The following is a 19323-nucleotide window of genomic DNA, read 5'->3' on the forward strand; positions in this document are numbered from 1 at the left end:
ATATCAGTATCCCCGGTTACGATCGATAAGGCCGACCATGGGTTCGCCACGTTGATAGCGGCGCAGGTTATCGAGCAGCGCAGCCACCGCGCTGTCGGTTTGCGTCTGGCTGGCAATGTGCGGTGTGAGCCAGATCGCCGGATGCTGCCAAAAAGGATGCTCTGGCGGTAAAGGTTCGGGATCGGTCACATCGATCACGGCTGCGCTCAATTGTCCGCTGGCCAGCGACGTGAGCAGATCGTCATGATTTAACTGCGGGCCACGCCCCACCTGTACCAGTGCGGCTCCGGCAGGTAACTGCGCAAACAGCTCAGAGTTGAGTAAACCGCGCGTGTTGTCAGTCAACGGCAGCAAACACACCAGAATGTCGCTGTGTGCCAGAAACTCAGCCAATTGCTCAGCGCCATGCCAGCAGCGCACGCCCTCGAGTTCACGCGGTGTCCGGCTCCAGCCAGCACACTCAAACCCTAATGACACCAGCTGCTGCAAAGATGCCTGGCCGAGTTCGCCTAAGCCCATGACGCCCACCCGCCGCTGATTGGCGGTGCGAATCGGGTGCGTTTGCCACGTTGCTGCGCGCTGTTGCTGGAAATAGCGCGGCATATCACGATGCAACCCCAGCACGGCAAAAGTGACATACTCCACCATGCCTTGCGTCAGGCCGGGTTCGATCATGCGCACCACCGGCAAATCGGGCGGCAGTTGGCTGAGATCGAACTGATCGGCCCCCGCGCCCACCGACAGTAGCGCTTTGAGATTAGGGAAGGTCGCCATGACATCTTCTGGCGGTTGCCAGGCCACCAGCAGTTCAACCTGTTCTGCGTCACCCACATCCGGCCAGATATGCAGCTGCACATCCGGTGCATGTTCAGCCAGCCAGCGCTGCCAGTGGGCTCCACGCGTGGCTTCCGATTTATAGACGATATGCATCACGCCATCGCCTGGGTCATCAACCCAAACGCCCGCATCTCACCGGCTTGCGGTGACCAAGGCGTTCCCCGATACATGGTGGTGGGCGCGTCAACCTTGACCAGCCCCAGTTTTTCCAGCCAGCTCGCCAGCGGTAAAGCCGCATCGGTATCGATGCGCACGAACTCGCCGCGTAAACCCTGCATCAGCGCGGCAATTAACGCCTGTGCCACCTCGATATTGCGCGCAATCACCGGGCCAATTGCCCAGCCGTGACCAAATCGGCGCAGGCTGGCAAACCCTTGCACCCGCTGCTGCGCGTCATGCAGCAATACCGTTTGATGGTCAGCGATCAGCGTTTGCATCAACTGTGGACGCCACATACCGTGAGCCTGATGGTCTAATTCGGTGAGTAGATCGACGTCATTCGCCTCGGCATTACGCAGCGTTAAACCGGTGGGGATACTCACCGCAGGCACCGCTGCCAGCTCACGTGTCTGGTGCTGTTGGATGGTGCCCGTCACCTTAAAGCCGAGCTTCTGATACAGCCCCTGCCCCATTTCCGTGGCATGTAAACGAATCACGGCGTCCGGGAATTTTTCCATCACGGCCAGCATCAGCTGCTTACCAATGCCGCGCCCCTGGCAGGTGGGATTCACCACCACCAGACCAATGGTTGCCGCGCTGTCACCCCAGCGCCAACCGAAGGCGCTGCCGACAAACTGCCCCTGCTCTTCCGCCACCACGCCCTCACCCAGCGCCAGCGCCTGCTGCCAGTCTTCACGACGATGCGGCCACTTGAGCTGTTGGGTGATGGCATAGCCGTGTTCAATATCGTCCTGCGTCATGGCGCGTAATGTGATCATCTGCTGCTCCTTTCTTGTAAAACACACCCGCGACGTAGCGGCGCAATCTGCTGCGCGAGCGGTTTCGCCATTAAGATGTGCGATTTATCGCATCGCTACGAATGCCGTGATATTTATTCTGCTTTAAGCACTTCTTCGTGCTCATCCAACCAACCCTGTCGCAGCTCCGGCACCGCCCGTTTAAGACGTTCGAAGTACAGCTCACTGGTCGGCTTATCATATTCAGCGCGGGAAATCTGCGTGACGATGCGGCCTGACTTCATCACCACGATATCATCGCAAACGGCGCGCACGGCATGCATATCATGGCTGATAAACAGCACCGACAGTCCCAACTCACGACGCAGTTCGCTGATCAAATCCAGTACGGCGGCGGCGACCACCGTATCTAATGCCGATGTCACTTCATCGCACAGAATCAGATCCGGCTCCGCCGCAAGGGCACGAGCCAGATTCACACGCTGCTTCTGCCCACCGGACAGCGCCCATGGGCGGCGCCACAACACTGAGCGCGGTAATTTGACCAGGTCCAGTAACTGATGCAGACGCCGCTCAAGATCGGCCCCTTTCAGACCGTGGAACAGCACGAGCGGGCGAGTAAGAATACGTTCCACGTTGTGAGCCGGGTTCAGCGCGGTATCCGCCATCTGGAACACATACTGGATCCGCCGCAGTTCGTTATCCGGGCGTTTGTGCATGTCGCCATTGATGTAGTGACCATTAAACAGAATATGACCGTGACTCGGGGCATTAAGGCCGGCAATCGCATGCGCCAGCGTGGTTTTACCCGAACCCGACTCGCCGATAATGCCAATCGCTTGCCCTTTCCACAGCTTGAGATTGATATCTTCCAGAATCAGCGTTTTCGGTTTGCCCTCACTGTCACGCGGGCCATAGCCGGCGCTGAGATCGCGCACTTCCATCAGCGGCTGTGCATCAGCCTCTGCACAGGTCCAGCTGCTCTCGCGCTCTTTCTGACGAGCGGCATCCATCAGCAGTTGGGTATATTCAGCCTGCGGCGCACCAATCAGCCGCTCTGTGGAACCATATTCCGCCATTTTTCCGCGCAGCAGCACCAGAATTCGATCCGCCATCTGCGCCACTACCGCCAGATCGTGACTGACGTAAATCGCGGTCACACCGCGCTGTGCCACCACACGGCGAAACGCTTTCAGTACTTCAACCTGAGTGGTGACATCCAGTGCCGTGGTCGGCTCGTCAAGGATCACCACATCCGGGTCGCCGATCAGCGCCATGGCCGTCATCAGACGTTGCAGCTGTCCGCCAGAGACCTGATGCGGGAAACGGTCGCCAATGGTGTCAGGATTCGGCAATGCCAGCTCGCGAAACAGCGTGATCGCCTTCTCTTTGGCGGCTTTGCGTTTCATGGTGCCATGGATCACCACTGGCTCGATAACCTGGTCGAGAATACGCATTCCCGGGTTGAAGGAGGCTGCTGCACTTTGGGCGATGTAGGCCACTTTGTTGCCGCGAAATTCGCGCAGCTGGCCGGGCGACAGACTACGCACGTCGGTGCCCGCCAGATGAATGTTGCCCTCGGCGATGCGACAACCGTGGCGCGCATAGCCCATCAGCGCCATGGCGATGGTGGTTTTACCCGAACCGGACTCACCGATCAGCGCCAGCACTTCGCCTTTTTGTACGGTAAAACGGATATCAGAAACCAGATCGATCTCTTCGCCCTTATCCGTCTCGGCGGTGACACGCAGGTTTTCAACGGAGATCACGGGCATGGCTGTATGGGGTGTCACGTTCATGCTCCCTCCTTCGCCAGCGTCAGCGGACGCATCTGTTGCAGGCTGTCAATAAACAGGTTGGCGCCGATGGTTAAACTGGCAATCGCCACTGCCGGCATCAATACCGCAGGCGAACCGTTAAACAGGCCTTGTAGATTTTCACGTACCAGCGTGCCCCAATCAGCATAAGGTGGTTGCACGCCTAAGCCCAGGAAGCTCAAGCCGCTGAGTAACAGCACGATATAGACAAAACGCAGGCCAAAATCGGTGAGCATCGGATGCACCATATTCGGCAGAATGTCATGGATTGCCACGTACCAGCGGCTTTCGCCACGCAGTCGTGAAGCACGGACATAATCCATATTGCGCAAACTGCTGGCCATAGCGAATGCGATACGGAACGCACCGGGCCAGTAGGTGAAGATGGCTGTCAGAATCAGCATCGGCAGCGAGGAACCAAACACGGCCACAATCATCAGCGACAGCACTTTGCCTGGCAGCACCAACATGGCATCGTTGATGCGGCCCAGCAACTCTTCGAGCCAGCGTCCTGCAACGGCGGCCAGCAGCGCCAGCAAGGTGCCGATTAAACTGGCACCCAGCGCAGCGGTCAACGCCAGCCCAATGGAGAACTTCGCACCGTATAAGATGCGGCTGAGGATATCGCGACCGAGATAATCGGTGCCCAGCAGGTTGTCAGCGGTCATCCCTCCTAGCATCGGGCCACCACCGATATCCTCTACGCTATGCGGCGCCAGTTGATTGCCGAACAGCGCCATCAGTACCCAAAACAGAGAGATTGCCAGGCCAATGCGACCGGAGATCGACAGCGACTGAAAAATTCGTACAGGAAGCAGCAAGCTATTCATCAGCTCCTCCATTTTGGGTTAAAGGCGATAGTCAGGATGTCAGCAATCAGCAGCAGCACCAGATAACAGGCGGCGAACATCATCACGCACAACTGCACCACTGGCAGATCGCGATTACTCACGGCATCCACCAGCGCACTGGCGAGACCAGGGTAGCTGAAGATCGACTCAATAATGATCACGCCACCAAACAAGTAAGACAGGCTGAGCGAAATGGCGTTGGCAATCGGTCCCACCGCATTCGGCAGCGCATGACGCAACACGGCACGCAGCGGCGAGACCCCTTTCAGCAACGCCATCTCAAGATACGGGCTGTCGAGCTGATTAATGATCGCCGAACGCGTCATCCGTGCCATCTGCGCCACCAATACGCAGCACAACGTCAGTACCGGCAGTGCATAGGCTTTCAAATAACTGACGAGATCCATATCGGGGCTGCCAAACGACATTGCCGAGACCCAATGCAGTTTAACCGCGAAGATCAACACCGCCACGGTGGCCACCAGAAACTCCGGTACGGCCACTGTCGCCATGGTGGCGATCACCAGGAAACGATCCAGCGTTGAACCGCGATTCATAGCGGCCAGAATGCCAATCACCAGCGCCAGAGGGACGCAGATCACCGTAGTGATGCCTGCCAGTTCCAGCGTGGCAGGAATACGCTGCCCCACCAGTTGCGTCACTGGCAAATGACTGGCAAACGAGGTACCAAAATCACCCTGCAACATTCCACCGAGCCAGCTGAAGTAGCGCATCAATAACGGCTGGTCGAGACCCAGCTGCTGGCGTAACGCCGCCACCGTTTCCGGCGTGGCGTTTTGCCCCAGGATCATCTGCGCGGCATCGCCGGGCAGCAGGCTGGTGATAAAAAACACCACCGCCGAGACGATAAGCAAGGTCAGGATGCCCGCACCTGCGCGCCGGGCAATCAGAAACAACATGTATCGGTTCATCGGCGTTCTCCTCTGACGGATGACGGATTAGGCTTTCAGCCAGGCGAACTCATGGAAGCGGTAACCCATCATCATGCCGCTTGGCCAGGCTTCAACACCGCCCACTTTTTTACTGTACCCGTCGAGGGTACTGATAAAGGTGGGGATGATGGTGCCGCAGTGGTCATAGATCAGCTTCTGCATATCGCCATACATCTGCTTGCGTTTGCCCTGATCGCGCTCACCGCGTGCGGCGACGACCAACTGATCAAACTGATCGTTCTTCCAGCCCGATTCATTGTTGGCCGCGCTCGACATATAGAACTGAGAGAACAGCATATCCAGCGTTGGACGCGGGTTGATCGAGCCATAACCCACCGGGTCTTTGGTCCAGTGCGTTGACCAGTAGCCGTCATACGGCACGCGACGCACCTTAACGTTCAACCCGGTGTTACGCGCCACCTGCTGGATTAACTGGCCCCCTTCCACCGCACCTTCGATGTTTGGCGTGGTGATGATCTCTACCGTTGCGCCCTTCATACCGGCTTTCTCGATATGGAATTTGGCCTTTTCGGCATCCAGCGGACGCGGTTTGAGATCGGCGTTAAACAGCGGATGCCACGGCGGCACGGGGGTGTCGTTACTGATATCACCGTAGCCTTGCAGCACGGTTTTCAGCACGATGTCACGCGGCTGCAGATATTTCATCGCCAGCACGAAATCCTCGCTGCTGCCCGGCTTCATGTCGGTGCGGATAATCAGGTTGGTGTACATCCCCGCCTTGCTCTCCAGCACGGCGAAGTCTTGCGTGGCTTTCAAACGATTACTGTCGGCTGCGCTCAGGGTCGAAACGATATGCAAGTCACCCGACATTAGCGCATTGACACGTGCCGCCTGATCGGTGACGCCCAGCAGTTCGATTTCGTCGAGATGTGGCAGGCCGGGCTTGTAGTAGTTTGGGTTCTTGACGCCAACAGAGCGTACGCCCGGCGTGAACTCTTTCAATTTGAACGGCCCCGTGCCAATACCCTTACTGAAGTCTTTGGTGCCATCCTGCACAATCAGGAATGGGGCACTGGCGAGCATATAAGGCACGTCAAAGTTGGCGCTGCTCAGCTCAAGTGTGACTTCGTTATCGTTCACCGCCGTGAAGGTTTTGAACTGATCGGCCAGCTTGAAGGCATTGGAAGCCACGGCGGGATCTTTGTGGCGGCTGAGTGAGTAAATGACGTCTTTCGCGGTGAGAGGTTTACCGTCGTGGAACGTGACCCCTTTGCGCAATTTAATGTGCCAGGTGACACCATCCGAAGACTCCACGGACTCCGCCAGCCCCGGTTGAATCGCCAACTTTTGGTCGAGTTCGGTCAGGCCGCTGTAGACCATAAACTGGCGGGTATAGTCACCGCTGTTATTGCCTTTGGCAGGATCGAGTGTGTCAGTAGCGGAGGCGTTGGACATGGCTGCGCGCATCTTGCCGCCTTTCACCGGTGTTTCAGCCGCAAAGCTCATCTGCGGAAAACCTATCAAGCCGCTGCTCATGACTGCACCCGCAGACAACAACTTCATCAGGCCACGACGTGACAGGGATCCCTCAGTCAGCATACGTGTCAGGGCCGGATTTACAGCGTCAGACTCTTTATCGAATTTACTCATCTGCACACCCTCAATATGAAAAGTGGTTTGTTTTGATAATCGAGCGTCAATCAGATCGCCATTAATGTGGCCCCTACCAAACCGGATAGGGTCCGCATGAATGCCAAATCAATGACACCTTAGGATGTGCATTTATGCGTTCCCCTCGAAAGCATTCCCCTGGCGCGCATCAATAGCGACCTGAAGAATCCCATCGTAGAGTGCACATTGATGCGCACCGGATTAACGATCAGGAGAGCCGATCCTTAGCCTTGTAATACAGCCCCGCGAGAGGCAAAAACCAGGGTTTCCCGTGGTAACCGGGCAGCGCAGGCCATGTATCGCGCTGCCAGGGATTTTCGTTACGCTTTTCTGCCAGTAAATCGGCCATCACCCGCCCCATCCACACCGACATCTGTGTGCCGTGGCCGCTGTAGCCCAGTGAATAGAACACGCCATCGTGCTCACCCGCATGCGGCAGGCGATCGGACGTCATATCCACCATGCCGCCCCAGCAGTAATCGATGCGCGACTTGCCCAGCTGCGGGAACAGCGCGGTCATCGCGGCGCGCAACACTTCGCCGCTGCGCGTATCCGAGGTCGGATTGCTGACGGCAAAACGTGCGCGCCCCCCAAACACCAGGCGACGATCGGCAGTGGTGCGGAAGTAGTTGCCGATGTTCAGCGAGGTGACATAGGTACGGTCTTTGGGCAGCACTTGTTCAATCAGCGCATCACCCAGCGGTTCAGTCACCACGATAAAGCTGCCTACCGGCACGATGCGGCGCTGGAACCACGGGAACGGCCCTTCATTCGATACGCCGGTGGCCATCATGACTTTTTCCGCGATGATCTCGCCCTGGGCGGTGGTGACGCGATGACGGTAGCCATCCAGACGCGTCAAGCCGGTCACCGCGTGATGGGGAAAGATCTTCGCTCCCGCGCGGGCAGCGGCATTGGCGAGACCAATGCCGAACTTGCCCATATGCATCTGGCCACCGCGTTTTTGCAGTAAGCCACCGTGAAAGGCATCGCTGCCCACTTCACGGCGAATCTCATCTTTACTGATCAACTCGATTTCCGGGTCAACTGTGTCACGCATCAGTTGCCATGCACTGCGCAGTCCGGGGAAATGCGACGCTTTGCTGGCGAGCTTGAGCTTTCCGCACAGGCGAAAATCACAATCAATCTGCTCTTCCCGCACCAGTTGCTGGACATAACTCACGGCGTCATCAAAAGCCCGATAGAAGCGACTGGCTTGCTCGATCCCCTGGCTGGCTACCAGCGAAGCAAAGTTTTGCGATACGCCGGTATTGCAGTGCCCACCGTTACGTGCGGAGGCCTGACTCATCACGTTGCCACTTTCCAGCACCACCACGTTGATACCCTGTCGTGCGAGATTCAGCGCGGTTGAGATGCCGGTAAATCCGCCGCCAATCACCACCACGTCAGCAACCGATGGCAGTGCGCCACTCGCTGCGCCAGTAAATGCCGGTGCCGTGGCTTGCCAGAATGATTCGAGTTTCATCGCCGCCTCCGGGCTTAGAGTCCAACCACAGCGGGCAGACCGCCGATATCTTTAATCTCGGTGTATTCATAAGCTGGGTTGGCCGGATCGTGACCCCGGTTGACCCACACTTTGTTTTTGATGCCCATGTCGTAGCAGGTCATCAGGTCATAGCGCAGGCTCGACGAAACATGCAGGATCTCTTCGGGACCGCAATTCAGCTTGTCCAGCATGTACTCGAAGCCTTTCATCTGCGGCTTGTACGCACCCACTTCTTCTGCGGTGATGGTCATGTGGATCGGTGCACCAAGACGCGGCACGTGATGGGGAATCAAATCGTTCATTGAGTTGGTGAGCAGCACCAGTGGGAACTCTTTCGCCACTTTGGCAAGTCCCGCGGGCACGTCTGGGTGCGGCCCCCAGGTGGCGCAATCGGTGTAGATAAAGTCGCTATCGGCTTTGCTCCACTGCACGCCCCATTTTTTACAGGTGCGCTCCAACGCATCGCTGACGACGTCGTAGTAAGGTTTCCACGCCCCCAGCACTTCATCGCGGCGATAGATGGCGAAATCGGTGGTGAAGGCCAGCATCTCTTGCGCTGACACCCGATCTTTGAAGCAGCGCTCTGCCGCTCCTGCCATGTCAAAGTTAATCAGGGTGCCGTAGCAATCAAAGGTGATGAATTTCGGTTTAAACAGTGCCATGACGCGACCTCGTCGTTGTCTGATACGTGAATTTAGAAATCGATTAATACACTCTTCTGGCGCTGGCAGGCCTGAAACGCCTGACGACCCAGATCCTTGCCAATACCGGAGCCCAGGAAGCCGCCGGTGGGAATAATGAAATCGCCGGAGCGACCGTAGCGGTTGATCCATACGGTGCCTGATTCGATGGCACGCATCGCTCGCATGGCACGCGGCAGACTCAGCGTATGCACGCCGGCACACAGTCCATAGGTTTCGTGCGCCGCCAGCGCGAGCCCTTCTTCTTCGCTGTCGAACTCCTGCACCGTCAGCACCGGGCCAAAGATCTCCTGCTGCACCGCCGGGTTATCAGCCGCCACACCACATAACAGCGTAGGCTGCCAGAACCAACCTTCGTCGGTGTCCGCAAAACGCTCGCCGCCCACTAACACTTCTGCGCCCTGCGCTTTGGCTTCGGCGATCACCGATGCCACCTTGTTGCCCTGGCGCTCATCGATCAGCGGCGCATAACGGCTGCTGTCTTGCCAGGTGACACCCGGCTGCGGCTGCTGGCATAGCGCCACCAGGCGATCCAGCAGCGGTTGAGCGATGCCACGTTGCACAATTAAGCGAGTACCCGCGACGCATGCCTGTCCACCGTTGGCGGTGAAGCCGCGCAGAATGCGCTGTGCCAGGACATCGATATCGCCCGCATCATCGAACACCATCTGTGGGCTTTTGCCACCTAACTCCAGCGTGACAGGCTTCATGCCATGCTGTGCTGCGTCACTCATGATGCGTGCGCCCGTCACCGTGGAACCAGTGAACGAGACTTTGCGTACCAGCGGATGGGTGACCAGCGCGCTGCCGGTCACTGCACCACTGCCCTGCACAATATTCAGAATGCCCGCCGGTAAACCGGCCTGCAGCGCCAGTTCCGCCATGCGTACGGTAGAGAAAGGTGTCAGCTCCGAAGGTTTCAGCACCACGGCATTACCCGCTGCCAGTGCAGGACCGCATTTCCACGAGGCCATCGACAGCGGGAAATTCCACGGTGTAATCGCGCCAATCACGCCGTATGGCTCCGAAATCAGCATGCCGAGGCTGCTTTCCTGCGTCGGGAACAGATCGCCACTGTATTTGTCTGCGCACTCAGCGTAGAAACGGATGGCCTCTGCGGTAAACGGAATCTCATGCTTTACCACATCGCTGATCGGCCGCGTCGACCCCAGCGCTTCGAGCTGAGCCAGTAACGGATCGCTTTCAATCAGATCCGCCCAGCGGCGTAACACTTTTCCACGTTGCCGTGGTGGGCAACTGCGCCAGCCACTGGTTTTCAGCGCTTCATGGGCCAGGGTGACAGCCCTATCAACATCGCTGGCCTGGGCTTCGCTCAGCTCGGCATAGACTTTGCCATCAGATGGCCTTTTTACGGCAAAACGCGCGCCCTGGGTGGAAACATGCTGGCCACCAATATAATGGCCAATCGGGAGGGAAACTTTTTCAGGGTCGAAACTTAACATGGAAAATTCCTTATTTGTTACACCCATCACATGTGCGCCAATTAACGATTTGCACTACATTTATCTGTCACGTTAATAAGCTAATGCAGAAAGTATGCCAGCCCAGTAAAAAATAAAAATGCGTAAAAAACAGCCCAGAAAAATTTTCTGCCGTATTGAAGAGGGAAAATTTGCGGATTTGCCGAAGGAATAAACAGATGATTTACTTCACAAAATTCGTGCATCTCTACGGTGCAGCTCGCACGAAACTTGCACTAAAACGGTGATGGGCCGGAAAAATATGACGCCGCGCACAAAATAAAACAGCGCCGTAAACCTGAGGTTGCCGGCGCTGTTAATGTAATTGGTGATGAAAGTCATTATGCGCAATGAATTGCGCGGTTACCTATTTGGAGCGGTACGATTTAACACGCATTGCTGCATTTATAAACTGCCCATATGAAACGTTTTCTGCTCCAGATACTCTTCAATTCCATAGCGTGAACCTTCACGTCCTAAACCGGATAATTTAATTCCGCCAAAAGGTGCCGCATCTAAAGATATCGCACCGGTATTAAAACCGACCATGCCAAATTCTAATGATTCCGCCACGCGCCAGGCTCGACGTATATTCTCCGTAAAGAAATATGCGCCCAATCCATAAGGCGTGTCATTCGCCATGCGTATCGCCTCCTCTTCGGTATCGAAGACAAAAAGCGGTGCGACGGGGCCGAAGGTTTCTTCATGCGCAATACGCATACTGCTGGTGACATTACCCAACACGGTCGGCTCAACAAAGGTGCCATTCGCTGCACTGATCCCGCCACGCAGCAAGGTCGCTCCCTGACTAAGCGCATCATCAATATGGCTGTTTACCTTCTCAACAGCGCGATCGTTAATCAGTGGCCCAATCGTGCTACTGGGTTCAAAGCCATCCCCCACTTTAAGGGTTGCCACTGCCTCCAGGAGTTTCTCGCTGAAACGCTCATAGATACCGCGTTGCACCAAAATGCGATTGGCGCAGACGCAGGTCTGACCGGCATTACGGAATTTACTCGCCATGACGCCAGGGATAGTGACATCGAGATCGGCATCATCAAACACAATCAGTGGCGCATTACCGCCCAGTTCCAGGCTAAGGCGTTTAATGCTGTCTGCACTTTGTTGCATCAGCAATTGGCCGACGCGCGTGGATCCGGTAAAGGAGATTTTGCGCACCGTGCGGCTGGCAGTCAGCGTGCTGCCGATCTCGGTGGGTAATCCGGTGAGCACCTGAAGTACGCCAGAGGGAAAACCTGCCCGCTCTGCCAGCACCGCCAGTGCCAGAGCCGACAGCGGCGTCAACTCAGAAGGTTTAACGATGATCGGGCAACCGGCGGCCAGCGCAGGTGCCACTTTGCGGGTAATCATCGCAATCGGGAAATTCCACGGCGTAATCGCTGCGGCCACGCCAACGGGTTGTTTCAGAACCAGAATGCGGCGGTCTTCACTGGGCGCCGGAATGGTATCGCCATAGATGCGGCGTGCCTCTTCAGCGAACCATTTAACAAAGCTGGCACCGTACAACACCTCACCTTTGGCCTCTGCCAGCGGTTTGCCCTGCTCGGCGGTCATGATGATCGCCAGATCGTCCGCGTTATCGAGAATCAGCTGATGCCATTTATCCAGCAGTGCCGCGCGTGACGCGTTCGGGGTTTTGCCCCAGCTGACACGCACCGACTCAGCATAATCTATTGCCTGCTCGGTTTCGGCTGCACCCAGTGCCGGAATAGTGGCAATCTGTTGCTGAGTGGAGGGATCAATCACCGGCAGCGTGGCCCCGGCGTGCGCGTCCTGCCAGCGCCCGCCAAACAACGCCTGCTGGCGTAACAGTTCTGCATCTTTTAGTTGAATCCGCGACATTTTCATCCCCTTTATCCTGTTCATTTCACTGTAACGTGGCGCAGCAGTGCAGGATGTTTTTCTAAGGGGTGGAAACCGGGCCAGGATGTGTTTTAGCGCGCCAAAAGAAATTTTATGCTGTGCATAAATGCGTCATTGATTACGCTGCGGTTTGAGGCCAGGCGCGCAGGAATGCGCACCCTGTAGGAAATGTGTGGTCGCCATTTATGACGACCACTGCATCAAATCTGGAAATCGATAGCAGGTTCAGATTCCGTTTCATAGGAAAGCGCCTGACGCTTGATCTCTTCCAGCGACAGATTGGCGTTACACAGTTCCAGGAACTGCCAGACATAATTGCGCTGTAACTGGCCGCGCTTCAATCCCAGCCATACGGTGTTGGCATCGAACAGATGATGGGTGTCGATTTTCACCAAATCTTCACCTTCATAAATGTCGCACGCCTGATCAGCCAGGATGCCAACGCCGAGTCCCAACTCAACATAGGTTTTCACCACGTCGGAGTCCTGCGCGCTGAGCACGATATCCGGCTTAAGTCCCGCCGCCTGGAACGCACGGTCAACACGCGAGCGACCCGTGATCCCCTGACGATAGGTAATCAAGGGATGGCGACTCAGGCTAGCCAGCGTGATCGGCTGATGTTGTAACAGTTCATGGTCGTGCGGCACCAATAACGAGTGGTGCCAGCTAAACCACGGGAAAGCCGCAAGGCTGCTGTTGTTCACCAGTTGCTCGGAGGCAATACCAATATCAGCTTCACCCGCCAACAGCATGGCCACAATTTCCTGCGGTGAACCCTGATTGAGTTCAAGACGCACATTAGGATAGAGCTGTCGGAATGCTTTGATCACACGCGGCAGACTATAGCGGGCCTGCGTATGCGTGGTAGCAATCGTTAGCACGCCGCTGGTTTCATTGGTAAACACATCCGCCAGGCGACGCACTTTGCCTGCTTCATCAAGAATGCGTTCAGCAATGGTTAACAGCGCCTTGCCCGGTTCCGTCATGCCCAGCAATCGCTTGCCGCGACGAATGAAGATCTCGACGCCGAGTTCATCTTCCAAATCACGAATATGGCGGCTAACCCCGGATTGTGAGGTAAACAGCGTGTTCGCCACTTCTGTCAGGTTGAATTCGCAACGTGCAGCTTCACGTATAATTTTAAGTTGCTGGAAATTCACACCCTTTTCTCCTGTTCCCTGCCCTGTTTCGTCCATGTTATGAAGTTGGTGTCATTGCAGGAAATAATAAAAAACGGTGTGTTATGCGGAATAGTAATAAGGAGGGTGATTTATCTCGACGCGTTTGCGGGTGTTAAAGCGTGAAGGGGTTACCCCAGCCGTAGATAGCTGGGGTAAAGAAGAAGGGATTAACCGACCAGCATCAACTCGCGCTCTTCCGTCATCGGCTTATTCAGCAGTGACAGCAGGATGTTTTTCACTGCCTGCGCGGAAGGTGACAGTGGCAAGCGCGCAGAGATATTCAGCGAGAGCGGCAGATTCAGCGATGGGCTGTTAATACGTGCCATCCACGCGTGAGTTGAACTCACCAGGGCGCGAGCCGCTGATTCCGGCAGAACGGTCACACCCATACCGCTGGAAACCGCGGCGGTCAGGGTTGAGATTGACTCGATTTCACCGATGATTTTTGCGCTCAGACGACGCAGCGAGAATGCTTCATCAACACGTTTGCGCACCGCGCTGTAGTCACGCGGCAGGAACAAATTCATCTGCGCCACGTCGGCGAGATCAACGGTAGCGCCCGGGCATGCGGTCGCACCGACCAGATACAACTCTTCTTTCATCAATGGAATGCTGTTAATGCCGGCTGTCGGCGCACGGTCATACAGCACCGCCATATCCAACTGACCGTTCATCACTTTTTCATTTAAAGAGGTGCCGCTATTCTCATGCAGATACACCAGTACATCCGGGAATTGTTCCCGCACCGTTTGCAGCAGCGGCATCGTCAACGAAGAAGCGGCGGTGCCCGGTGCCAGACCAATTGATACCTGACCATTTAACGCCTGGCCCGCGTTGATGACAGCCGTTTGCGCCTGTTCACACTGGCGCAGAATCGTACGAGCATGAGCATAAAGAATTTTGCCCGCCTCGGTTGGTGTTACGCCACGTTTGGTGCGAATCAGTAACTGCTGATCGAGTTCGTTTTCCAGCGTCGCAACTTGCTGGCTAAGCGCAGGCTGCGCGATGTGCAGCACTTCTGCTGCCTGAGTCAGGCTGCCGATATCGACGATTTTTACAAAGTACTTCAGTCGTCTTAAATTCATATTGCCTCCGTCAATCCCCGAATAACCCGTTTGGGTGTCTCAGCCTGCTGGCTTGTGTTCATGAAGTTGCAATATGCAGGCCAGGTTTATTCGGAGCGTGAAAAAGCAGTGCCAGAATATTCCTAACGGCACGGAAAATAAGCCTTTCTGATTACCTCTTAAGAGTTAATAAGCTGAGCACATGACACAGAGTGATTAAAAATAAATCGAAATGCACCACCATGGTGCGCAACTTGCGTGGCAGATGTGCAAAAAAGTGATGACCGAAAGCGTCGCAGTGGTGCATAACTCACAGAAAATGACCTAAAACGGTCAGAACGAAAGCAAACGCGGGGAAAGGAGCAGGATCAACCAGTGGGAAAACTTATTGTGAACAACGGAGCAAAATGTCCTTGAGGGCGCACACAGTGCGCCCTGCAATCAGGAAGTACTATCTCTTTTTACGGTTTCTATGCATATCTATGGACACTGCGGCGACAATGATGATGCCTTTAATGATGTCCTGCACGTAAGCATCCACACCCACGAAGGTGAATCCGCTCTTAATCAGACCCAGAATCACCGCACCAATCAGCGTCCCGGTGATGCGACCCACGCCGCCCATCAGGCTGCTACCGCCGATAACGGCTGCGGCAATCGCATCCAACTCGTACGCCATACCCATACTTGACTGGCCGCTACTGACGCGCGCCGCCAGCACCACACCCGCCAGGCCAGAGAGCGCACCCGCGATGGTATAGACGATGATCAGGTATTTATTAACATTGATCCCTGACACTTTGGCCGAAGTCATGTTGCCGCCAATTGCATACACATACTTACCGTAACGGGTATGCTTCAGGGCGATGTGGAACAGGAAGGCCACCACCAGGAAGATGATCACCGGCATCGCGCCCTGGCCGATGGAGGTAAAACCATCTGACAGGAAGCTGATCGGGTTACCTTGCGTGTAATACTGCGCCAGACCACGCGCCGACACCATCATGCCCAGTGTGGCGATAAATGGAGGGATCCCGGTTTTGGTAATCAGGAAACCGTTCATGACCCCGCACAGCAAACCTACACCAATACCGGCCACAATCGGAATGACGGCAGGCAGGTTAACCAGTGACGGATACATCGGTGTCAGGCTGTCAGAGGTTTGTGCCAGACTGGCCGCCACTACCGCCGTCAGTGCAATCACCGAACCAGACGACAGGTCAATCCCCGTGGTGATGATGACCTGGGTCACGCCCACCGCAATGATGCCGATGATCGCCACCTGTAAAACAATCAATACCAGACGGTTGGTGTTGAGCAGGAAAGATTGGTCACGAACGTACCAGCCCGCAATCTCAAAGATTAAGGCAATACCCAACATCACCACAAAGATGCCGGTATCTTTCGGCAACTTATGGCGCAGGTTGCCAAAGAAGGATGTCGATTCCGCGGCCTGCGGGGCCGTAATTTTTACGTTACTCATAGATGTCTCGCGCCTCACTCGGATGCCAACGACAAAATGGTTTCCTGATTGGCCTCTTCTTTATCGAGGATGCCAGTTATACGTCCGCCGTGCATAACCATCACGCGGTCGCTCATGCCCAGAATTTCCGGCAACTCCGACGAGACCATAATGATGGCCACGCCACGGTTTGCCAGTTCGCTGATTAAGCGGTAAATCTCGGCTTTTGCCCCGACGTCAATACCGCGCGTCGGTTCATCGAGGATCAGAATCTTCGGTTGAGCCAGCAGCCAGCGCGCAATCAGCACCTTCTGCTGGTTACCGCCACTAAGGTTGTTGATGATCTGATCCATGGTCGGCGTTTTAATATTGAGCTTGCGGATCTGCTCCATGCAGTCCTGTGCCATCTTCATGTGGCTAACGAAACCGGCTTTACTGACATAATCCGGCATGTTGACGATGCTCATGTTCTCCATCACCGACAACACCAGGAATAAGCCGGACTTTTTACGGTCTTCGGTCAGGAACGCCATGCCCTTCTCAATCGCCGTGGAAGGCGAATCGATTTTGACCGGCACGCCATCGATCAGCACTTCACCGCTGTCGAAGCTTTCCATCCCGAACAAACTTTCCATCACTTCACTGCGTCCCGCCCCCACCAGACCGGCAACACCGAGGATTTCACCCTTACGTACCGTAAAGTTGATATCGGTGAAACGGTCTTTACAGGTAAGGTTGCGCACCGTCAGCACTTCCTCACCGATTTCACCATTGAATTTCGGGAACAGCTGCGTCAGTTCACGCCCCACCATCTGGGTAATTAATGACTGACGGGTAAACTCGGAAGTGCTGTTGCTACCCACCCAGGTGCCGTCGCGGAATATGCTGATCTCATCGGTGATGGTGAAAATCTCATCCATCTTGTGACTGATATAGATGATGGCTTTACCCTGCGCACGCAGGTCGCGGATGATGGTGAACAGATGCGCCACTTCGGTTTCCGTCAGTGCCGAGGTCGGTTCGTCCATAATCACAATGTCGGAGTTCCACGACACCGCTTTGGCAATTTCCACCATCTGCTGAGCAGCGATACTCAGCTCGCCAACCATACGATCGGCTTTTAAACGGATATTGAGTTTGTTGAGTAATTCCTGCGTTTGCTTGTTCAGCAACGCGTGGTCAACAAAGCCGTACTTCATCGGTTCGCGACCCAGCCAGATGTTCTCAGCCACAGTCATGTAAGGCACCAGATTCAGTTCCTGGTGGATCATGGAGATGCCAGAACGCAGCGCATCCATGGTGTCCTGAAACTGCACCGGCTCCCCTTTAATGCGAATGGTGCCCTTATCGGGACGGTACATCCCGATAAGGCATTTCATTAAAGTGGATTTGCCCGCGCCATTTTCACCCATCAGGGCATGTACCGACCCCGGTTTAATGCGTAGTGAGACATTGTCGAGTGCCTTCACTCCGGGGAAGAACTTGCTGATGCCTTCGGCTTCAAGCGCAAAAGCGGTCATACATCACCTCCGTACGGCTGAGTCGGGAACGATTATTTCTGGTTACGAGATTCGAACTGCGCCATGTTGTCTTTGGTGATCAGCTGGTAAGGGATGTTAATCACCTTCTCCACTTTCTCGCCTTTCGCCAGTTTCACGGCAGTCTGTACGGCGCCTTCACCCTGACCTTTAGCATCCTGGAATACAGTGGCGACCATCTTGCCGTTCTTCAGCATCTGCAACGCATCCGGTGTACCATCCACGCCCGCAATCAGGATGTGGTTCGGGTTTTTGCCCAGCGCCTGCAGCGCACCGATCGCCATTTCATCGTTGTTTGAAGCAATCGCCTGAATGTCATCGCCTGCGGTCATCCAGTTACTCACTACGTCCACCGCGTCATTACGGGTGAATTTCGCGGTCTGTTTCTGCACCACTTTGATGCCAGGATATTTAGCCACCACCGCTTCAACACCTTTGGTGCGGTCACGAGTGGATTCGTTAGCCAGATCGCCCATCAAAATGGCGACGTTGCCTTTACCGTTCATCGCTTTTGCCAGCGCTTCCATTTGCAGACGGCCCGCTAATTCGGAGTCAGAGCCGACGTAAGCCATTTTGTCGGTCAATTCACCTGCCGGTTTGCGGTTAACAAAGATCAGCGGCACACCCGCTTTAGAGGCCGCATCCATCAAAGGTTTGACGGCATTGGTATCCACTGGGTTAACGATAATGGCGTCAACGCCCTGACCGATGAAGTTCTGAATTTGTTGCAGCTGTTGGGAGACGTCGCCCTTCGCATCTTCGACCTGACCCTTAACGCCATCTTTGGTCATCTCTTTCTGCATCGCGGTGCGCAGAATGGTCAGGAAGTTATCGTCAAACAGCGCCATAGAGACGCCCACCTGAAGGTCTTTTGCCATAACAGCGGCAGGTAACATGCAAGCTAACAGGGAAGTCACTAACGCTTTTTTGAATTTCATAGGTAACCCTTCTTATTCGTTAACATGCTCAGTTGGGCTGATACGACGAATGAAAAATATTTTTTACATTCACTCAACGGCACTGGCGTTATTTATCTGGTTGTAGAGGTAAGGCTTCTGGTCTAACGCTATCGTTTCGGTACTGCTCTTTCCTGCAACTATCTACTTATCAAAAGGTTATTTTCGAAATGCTGTTTCAGACGCCAAAACTGATTTCACCCGTGATGATAAGCAGTTCATTTGTTTCATCTGATCAGCATTTGAAATTTTCATCATAAAAGCACTGAAATGATTGTTTTAAAATCGGCAAATAACAAAACTTTGACATGCATCTAACATCTCAAAGGAAATGCGCTTAAAGTGAGATCTTGCTGGCAGTTTGAAATCTGAACGTTCAAGGCAGAAAAACAGCATTCCGCTGCTTTTACGCGCACTTAAACCAGAAGTGTGCGATCGGGCTTTGACATTGGGGATCGGCATCGCTAATATGCGCCTCGTTCACACGATTCCTCTGTAGTTCAGTCGGTAGAACGGCGGACTGTTAATCCGTATGTCACTGG

Annotated in this window: 15 protein-coding genes; all 15 read right to left on the reverse strand. The window is 55.0% G+C overall.

Annotated elements, in window-relative coordinates; all coding sequences use genetic code 11:
• Window positions 1–3 precede the first annotated feature (3 nt).
• Window positions 4–930: a 2-hydroxyacid dehydrogenase gene (locus tag QMZ65_RS22395; RefSeq protein ID WP_283216708.1), complete on the reverse strand. Its 927-nt coding sequence runs from the start codon at window positions 928–930 to the stop codon at window positions 4–6.
• A complete protein-coding gene (locus tag QMZ65_RS22400; protein ID WP_283216709.1) occupies window positions 930–1775 on the reverse strand; it encodes a GNAT family N-acetyltransferase in 846 nt (281 codons plus the stop codon). Before QMZ65_RS22400 ends, QMZ65_RS22395 begins: the two co-directional genes overlap by 1 nt.
• A 113-nt stretch (window positions 1776–1888) precedes the next feature.
• Window positions 1889–3553: an ABC transporter ATP-binding protein gene (locus QMZ65_RS22405; protein WP_166932138.1), complete on the reverse strand. Its 1665-nt coding sequence runs from the start codon at window positions 3551–3553 to the stop codon at window positions 1889–1891.
• Entirely contained in the window at window positions 3550–4401 is an 852-nt protein-coding gene (locus tag QMZ65_RS22410; RefSeq protein WP_058962118.1) for an ABC transporter permease, read from the reverse strand. The genes QMZ65_RS22405 and QMZ65_RS22410 overlap by 4 nt, the downstream gene beginning before the upstream one ends.
• On the reverse strand, window positions 4401–5354 hold the full coding sequence (locus QMZ65_RS22415) for an ABC transporter permease (RefSeq protein WP_283216710.1): 954 nt from the start codon (window positions 5352–5354) through the stop codon (window positions 4401–4403). Before QMZ65_RS22415 ends, QMZ65_RS22410 begins: the two co-directional genes overlap by 1 nt.
• Before the next feature lie 27 nt (window positions 5355–5381).
• Complete coding sequence (locus QMZ65_RS22420; RefSeq protein ID WP_034824613.1) at window positions 5382–6986, reverse strand: ABC transporter substrate-binding protein; 1605 nt, start codon at window positions 6984–6986, stop codon at window positions 5382–5384.
• A gap of 229 nt (window positions 6987–7215) precedes the next feature.
• Window positions 7216–8493: an NAD(P)/FAD-dependent oxidoreductase gene (locus QMZ65_RS22425; protein ID WP_283216711.1), complete on the reverse strand. Its 1278-nt coding sequence runs from the start codon at window positions 8491–8493 to the stop codon at window positions 7216–7218.
• A 14-nt stretch (window positions 8494–8507) separates the two neighbouring features.
• Entirely contained in the window at window positions 8508–9176 is a 669-nt protein-coding gene (locus tag QMZ65_RS22430; RefSeq protein WP_034824618.1) for a haloacid dehalogenase type II, read from the reverse strand.
• A 32-nt stretch (window positions 9177–9208) separates the two neighbouring features.
• Window positions 9209–10678 carry an aldehyde dehydrogenase family protein gene (locus QMZ65_RS22435; protein ID WP_283216712.1) on the reverse strand — a complete coding sequence of 490 codons (1470 nt, stop codon included), beginning with the start codon at window positions 10676–10678 and terminating at the stop codon, window positions 9209–9211.
• Between the two features lie 423 nt (window positions 10679–11101).
• A complete protein-coding gene (locus tag QMZ65_RS22440) occupies window positions 11102–12559 on the reverse strand; it encodes an NAD-dependent succinate-semialdehyde dehydrogenase (protein WP_160868087.1) in 1458 nt (485 codons plus the stop codon).
• A gap of 221 nt (window positions 12560–12780) precedes the next feature.
• Window positions 12781–13740: an HTH-type transcriptional regulator Cbl gene (gene cbl, locus QMZ65_RS22445; RefSeq protein WP_045832269.1), complete on the reverse strand. Its 960-nt coding sequence runs from the start codon at window positions 13738–13740 to the stop codon at window positions 12781–12783.
• Between the two features lie 188 nt (window positions 13741–13928).
• On the reverse strand, window positions 13929–14846 hold the full coding sequence (gene nac / locus QMZ65_RS22450) for a nitrogen assimilation transcriptional regulator NAC (protein WP_034824624.1): 918 nt from the start codon (window positions 14844–14846) through the stop codon (window positions 13929–13931).
• Between the two features lie 430 nt (window positions 14847–15276).
• On the reverse strand, window positions 15277–16308 hold the full coding sequence (locus tag QMZ65_RS22455; RefSeq protein ID WP_038646197.1) for an ABC transporter permease: 1032 nt from the start codon (window positions 16306–16308) through the stop codon (window positions 15277–15279).
• A gap of 14 nt (window positions 16309–16322) precedes the next feature.
• Window positions 16323–17807 carry a sugar ABC transporter ATP-binding protein gene (locus QMZ65_RS22460; protein ID WP_034824628.1) on the reverse strand — a complete coding sequence of 495 codons (1485 nt, stop codon included), beginning with the start codon at window positions 17805–17807 and terminating at the stop codon, window positions 16323–16325.
• 32 nt (window positions 17808–17839) lie between these two features.
• Complete coding sequence (locus tag QMZ65_RS22465; protein WP_034824630.1) at window positions 17840–18763, reverse strand: sugar ABC transporter substrate-binding protein; 924 nt, start codon at window positions 18761–18763, stop codon at window positions 17840–17842.
• Window positions 18764–19323: the final 560 nt, after the last annotated feature.

Origin of the sequence: Pantoea sp. EABMAA-21, from assembly GCF_030053335.1 — a bacterium.
Classification (GTDB): domain Bacteria; phylum Pseudomonadota; class Gammaproteobacteria; order Enterobacterales; family Enterobacteriaceae; genus Pantoea; species Pantoea communis.

What these genes read in the sequence shown, in the direction of transcription:
- QMZ65_RS22395 (WP_283216708.1), bottom strand. Translation starts at nt 930, where the DNA reads ATGCATATCGTCTATAAATCGGAAGCCACGCGTGGAGCCCACTGGCAG.
- QMZ65_RS22400 (WP_283216709.1), bottom strand. Translation starts at nt 1,775, where the DNA reads ATGATCACATTACGCGCCATGACGCAGGACGATATTGAACACGGCTAT.
- QMZ65_RS22405 (WP_166932138.1), bottom strand. Translation starts at nt 3,553, where the DNA reads ATGAACGTGACACCCCATACAGCCATGCCCGTGATCTCCGTTGAAAAC.
- QMZ65_RS22410 (WP_058962118.1), bottom strand. Translation starts at nt 4,401, where the DNA reads ATGAATAGCTTGCTGCTTCCTGTACGAATTTTTCAGTCGCTGTCGATC.
- QMZ65_RS22415 (WP_283216710.1), bottom strand. Translation starts at nt 5,354, where the DNA reads ATGAACCGATACATGTTGTTTCTGATTGCCCGGCGCGCAGGTGCGGGC.
- QMZ65_RS22420 (WP_034824613.1), bottom strand. Translation starts at nt 6,986, where the DNA reads ATGAGTAAATTCGATAAAGAGTCTGACGCTGTAAATCCGGCCCTGACA.
- QMZ65_RS22425 (WP_283216711.1), bottom strand. Translation starts at nt 8,493, where the DNA reads ATGAAACTCGAATCATTCTGGCAAGCCACGGCACCGGCATTTACTGGC.
- QMZ65_RS22430 (WP_034824618.1), bottom strand. Translation starts at nt 9,176, where the DNA reads ATGGCACTGTTTAAACCGAAATTCATCACCTTTGATTGCTACGGCACC.
- QMZ65_RS22435 (WP_283216712.1), bottom strand. Translation starts at nt 10,678, where the DNA reads ATGTTAAGTTTCGACCCTGAAAAAGTTTCCCTCCCGATTGGCCATTAT.
- QMZ65_RS22440 (WP_160868087.1), bottom strand. Translation starts at nt 12,559, where the DNA reads ATGTCGCGGATTCAACTAAAAGATGCAGAACTGTTACGCCAGCAGGCG.
- nac (WP_034824624.1), bottom strand. Translation starts at nt 14,846, where the DNA reads ATGAATTTAAGACGACTGAAGTACTTTGTAAAAATCGTCGATATCGGC.
- QMZ65_RS22455 (WP_038646197.1), bottom strand. Translation starts at nt 16,308, where the DNA reads ATGAGTAACGTAAAAATTACGGCCCCGCAGGCCGCGGAATCGACATCC.
- QMZ65_RS22460 (WP_034824628.1), bottom strand. Translation starts at nt 17,807, where the DNA reads ATGACCGCTTTTGCGCTTGAAGCCGAAGGCATCAGCAAGTTCTTCCCC.
- QMZ65_RS22465 (WP_034824630.1), bottom strand. Translation starts at nt 18,763, where the DNA reads ATGAAATTCAAAAAAGCGTTAGTGACTTCCCTGTTAGCTTGCATGTTA.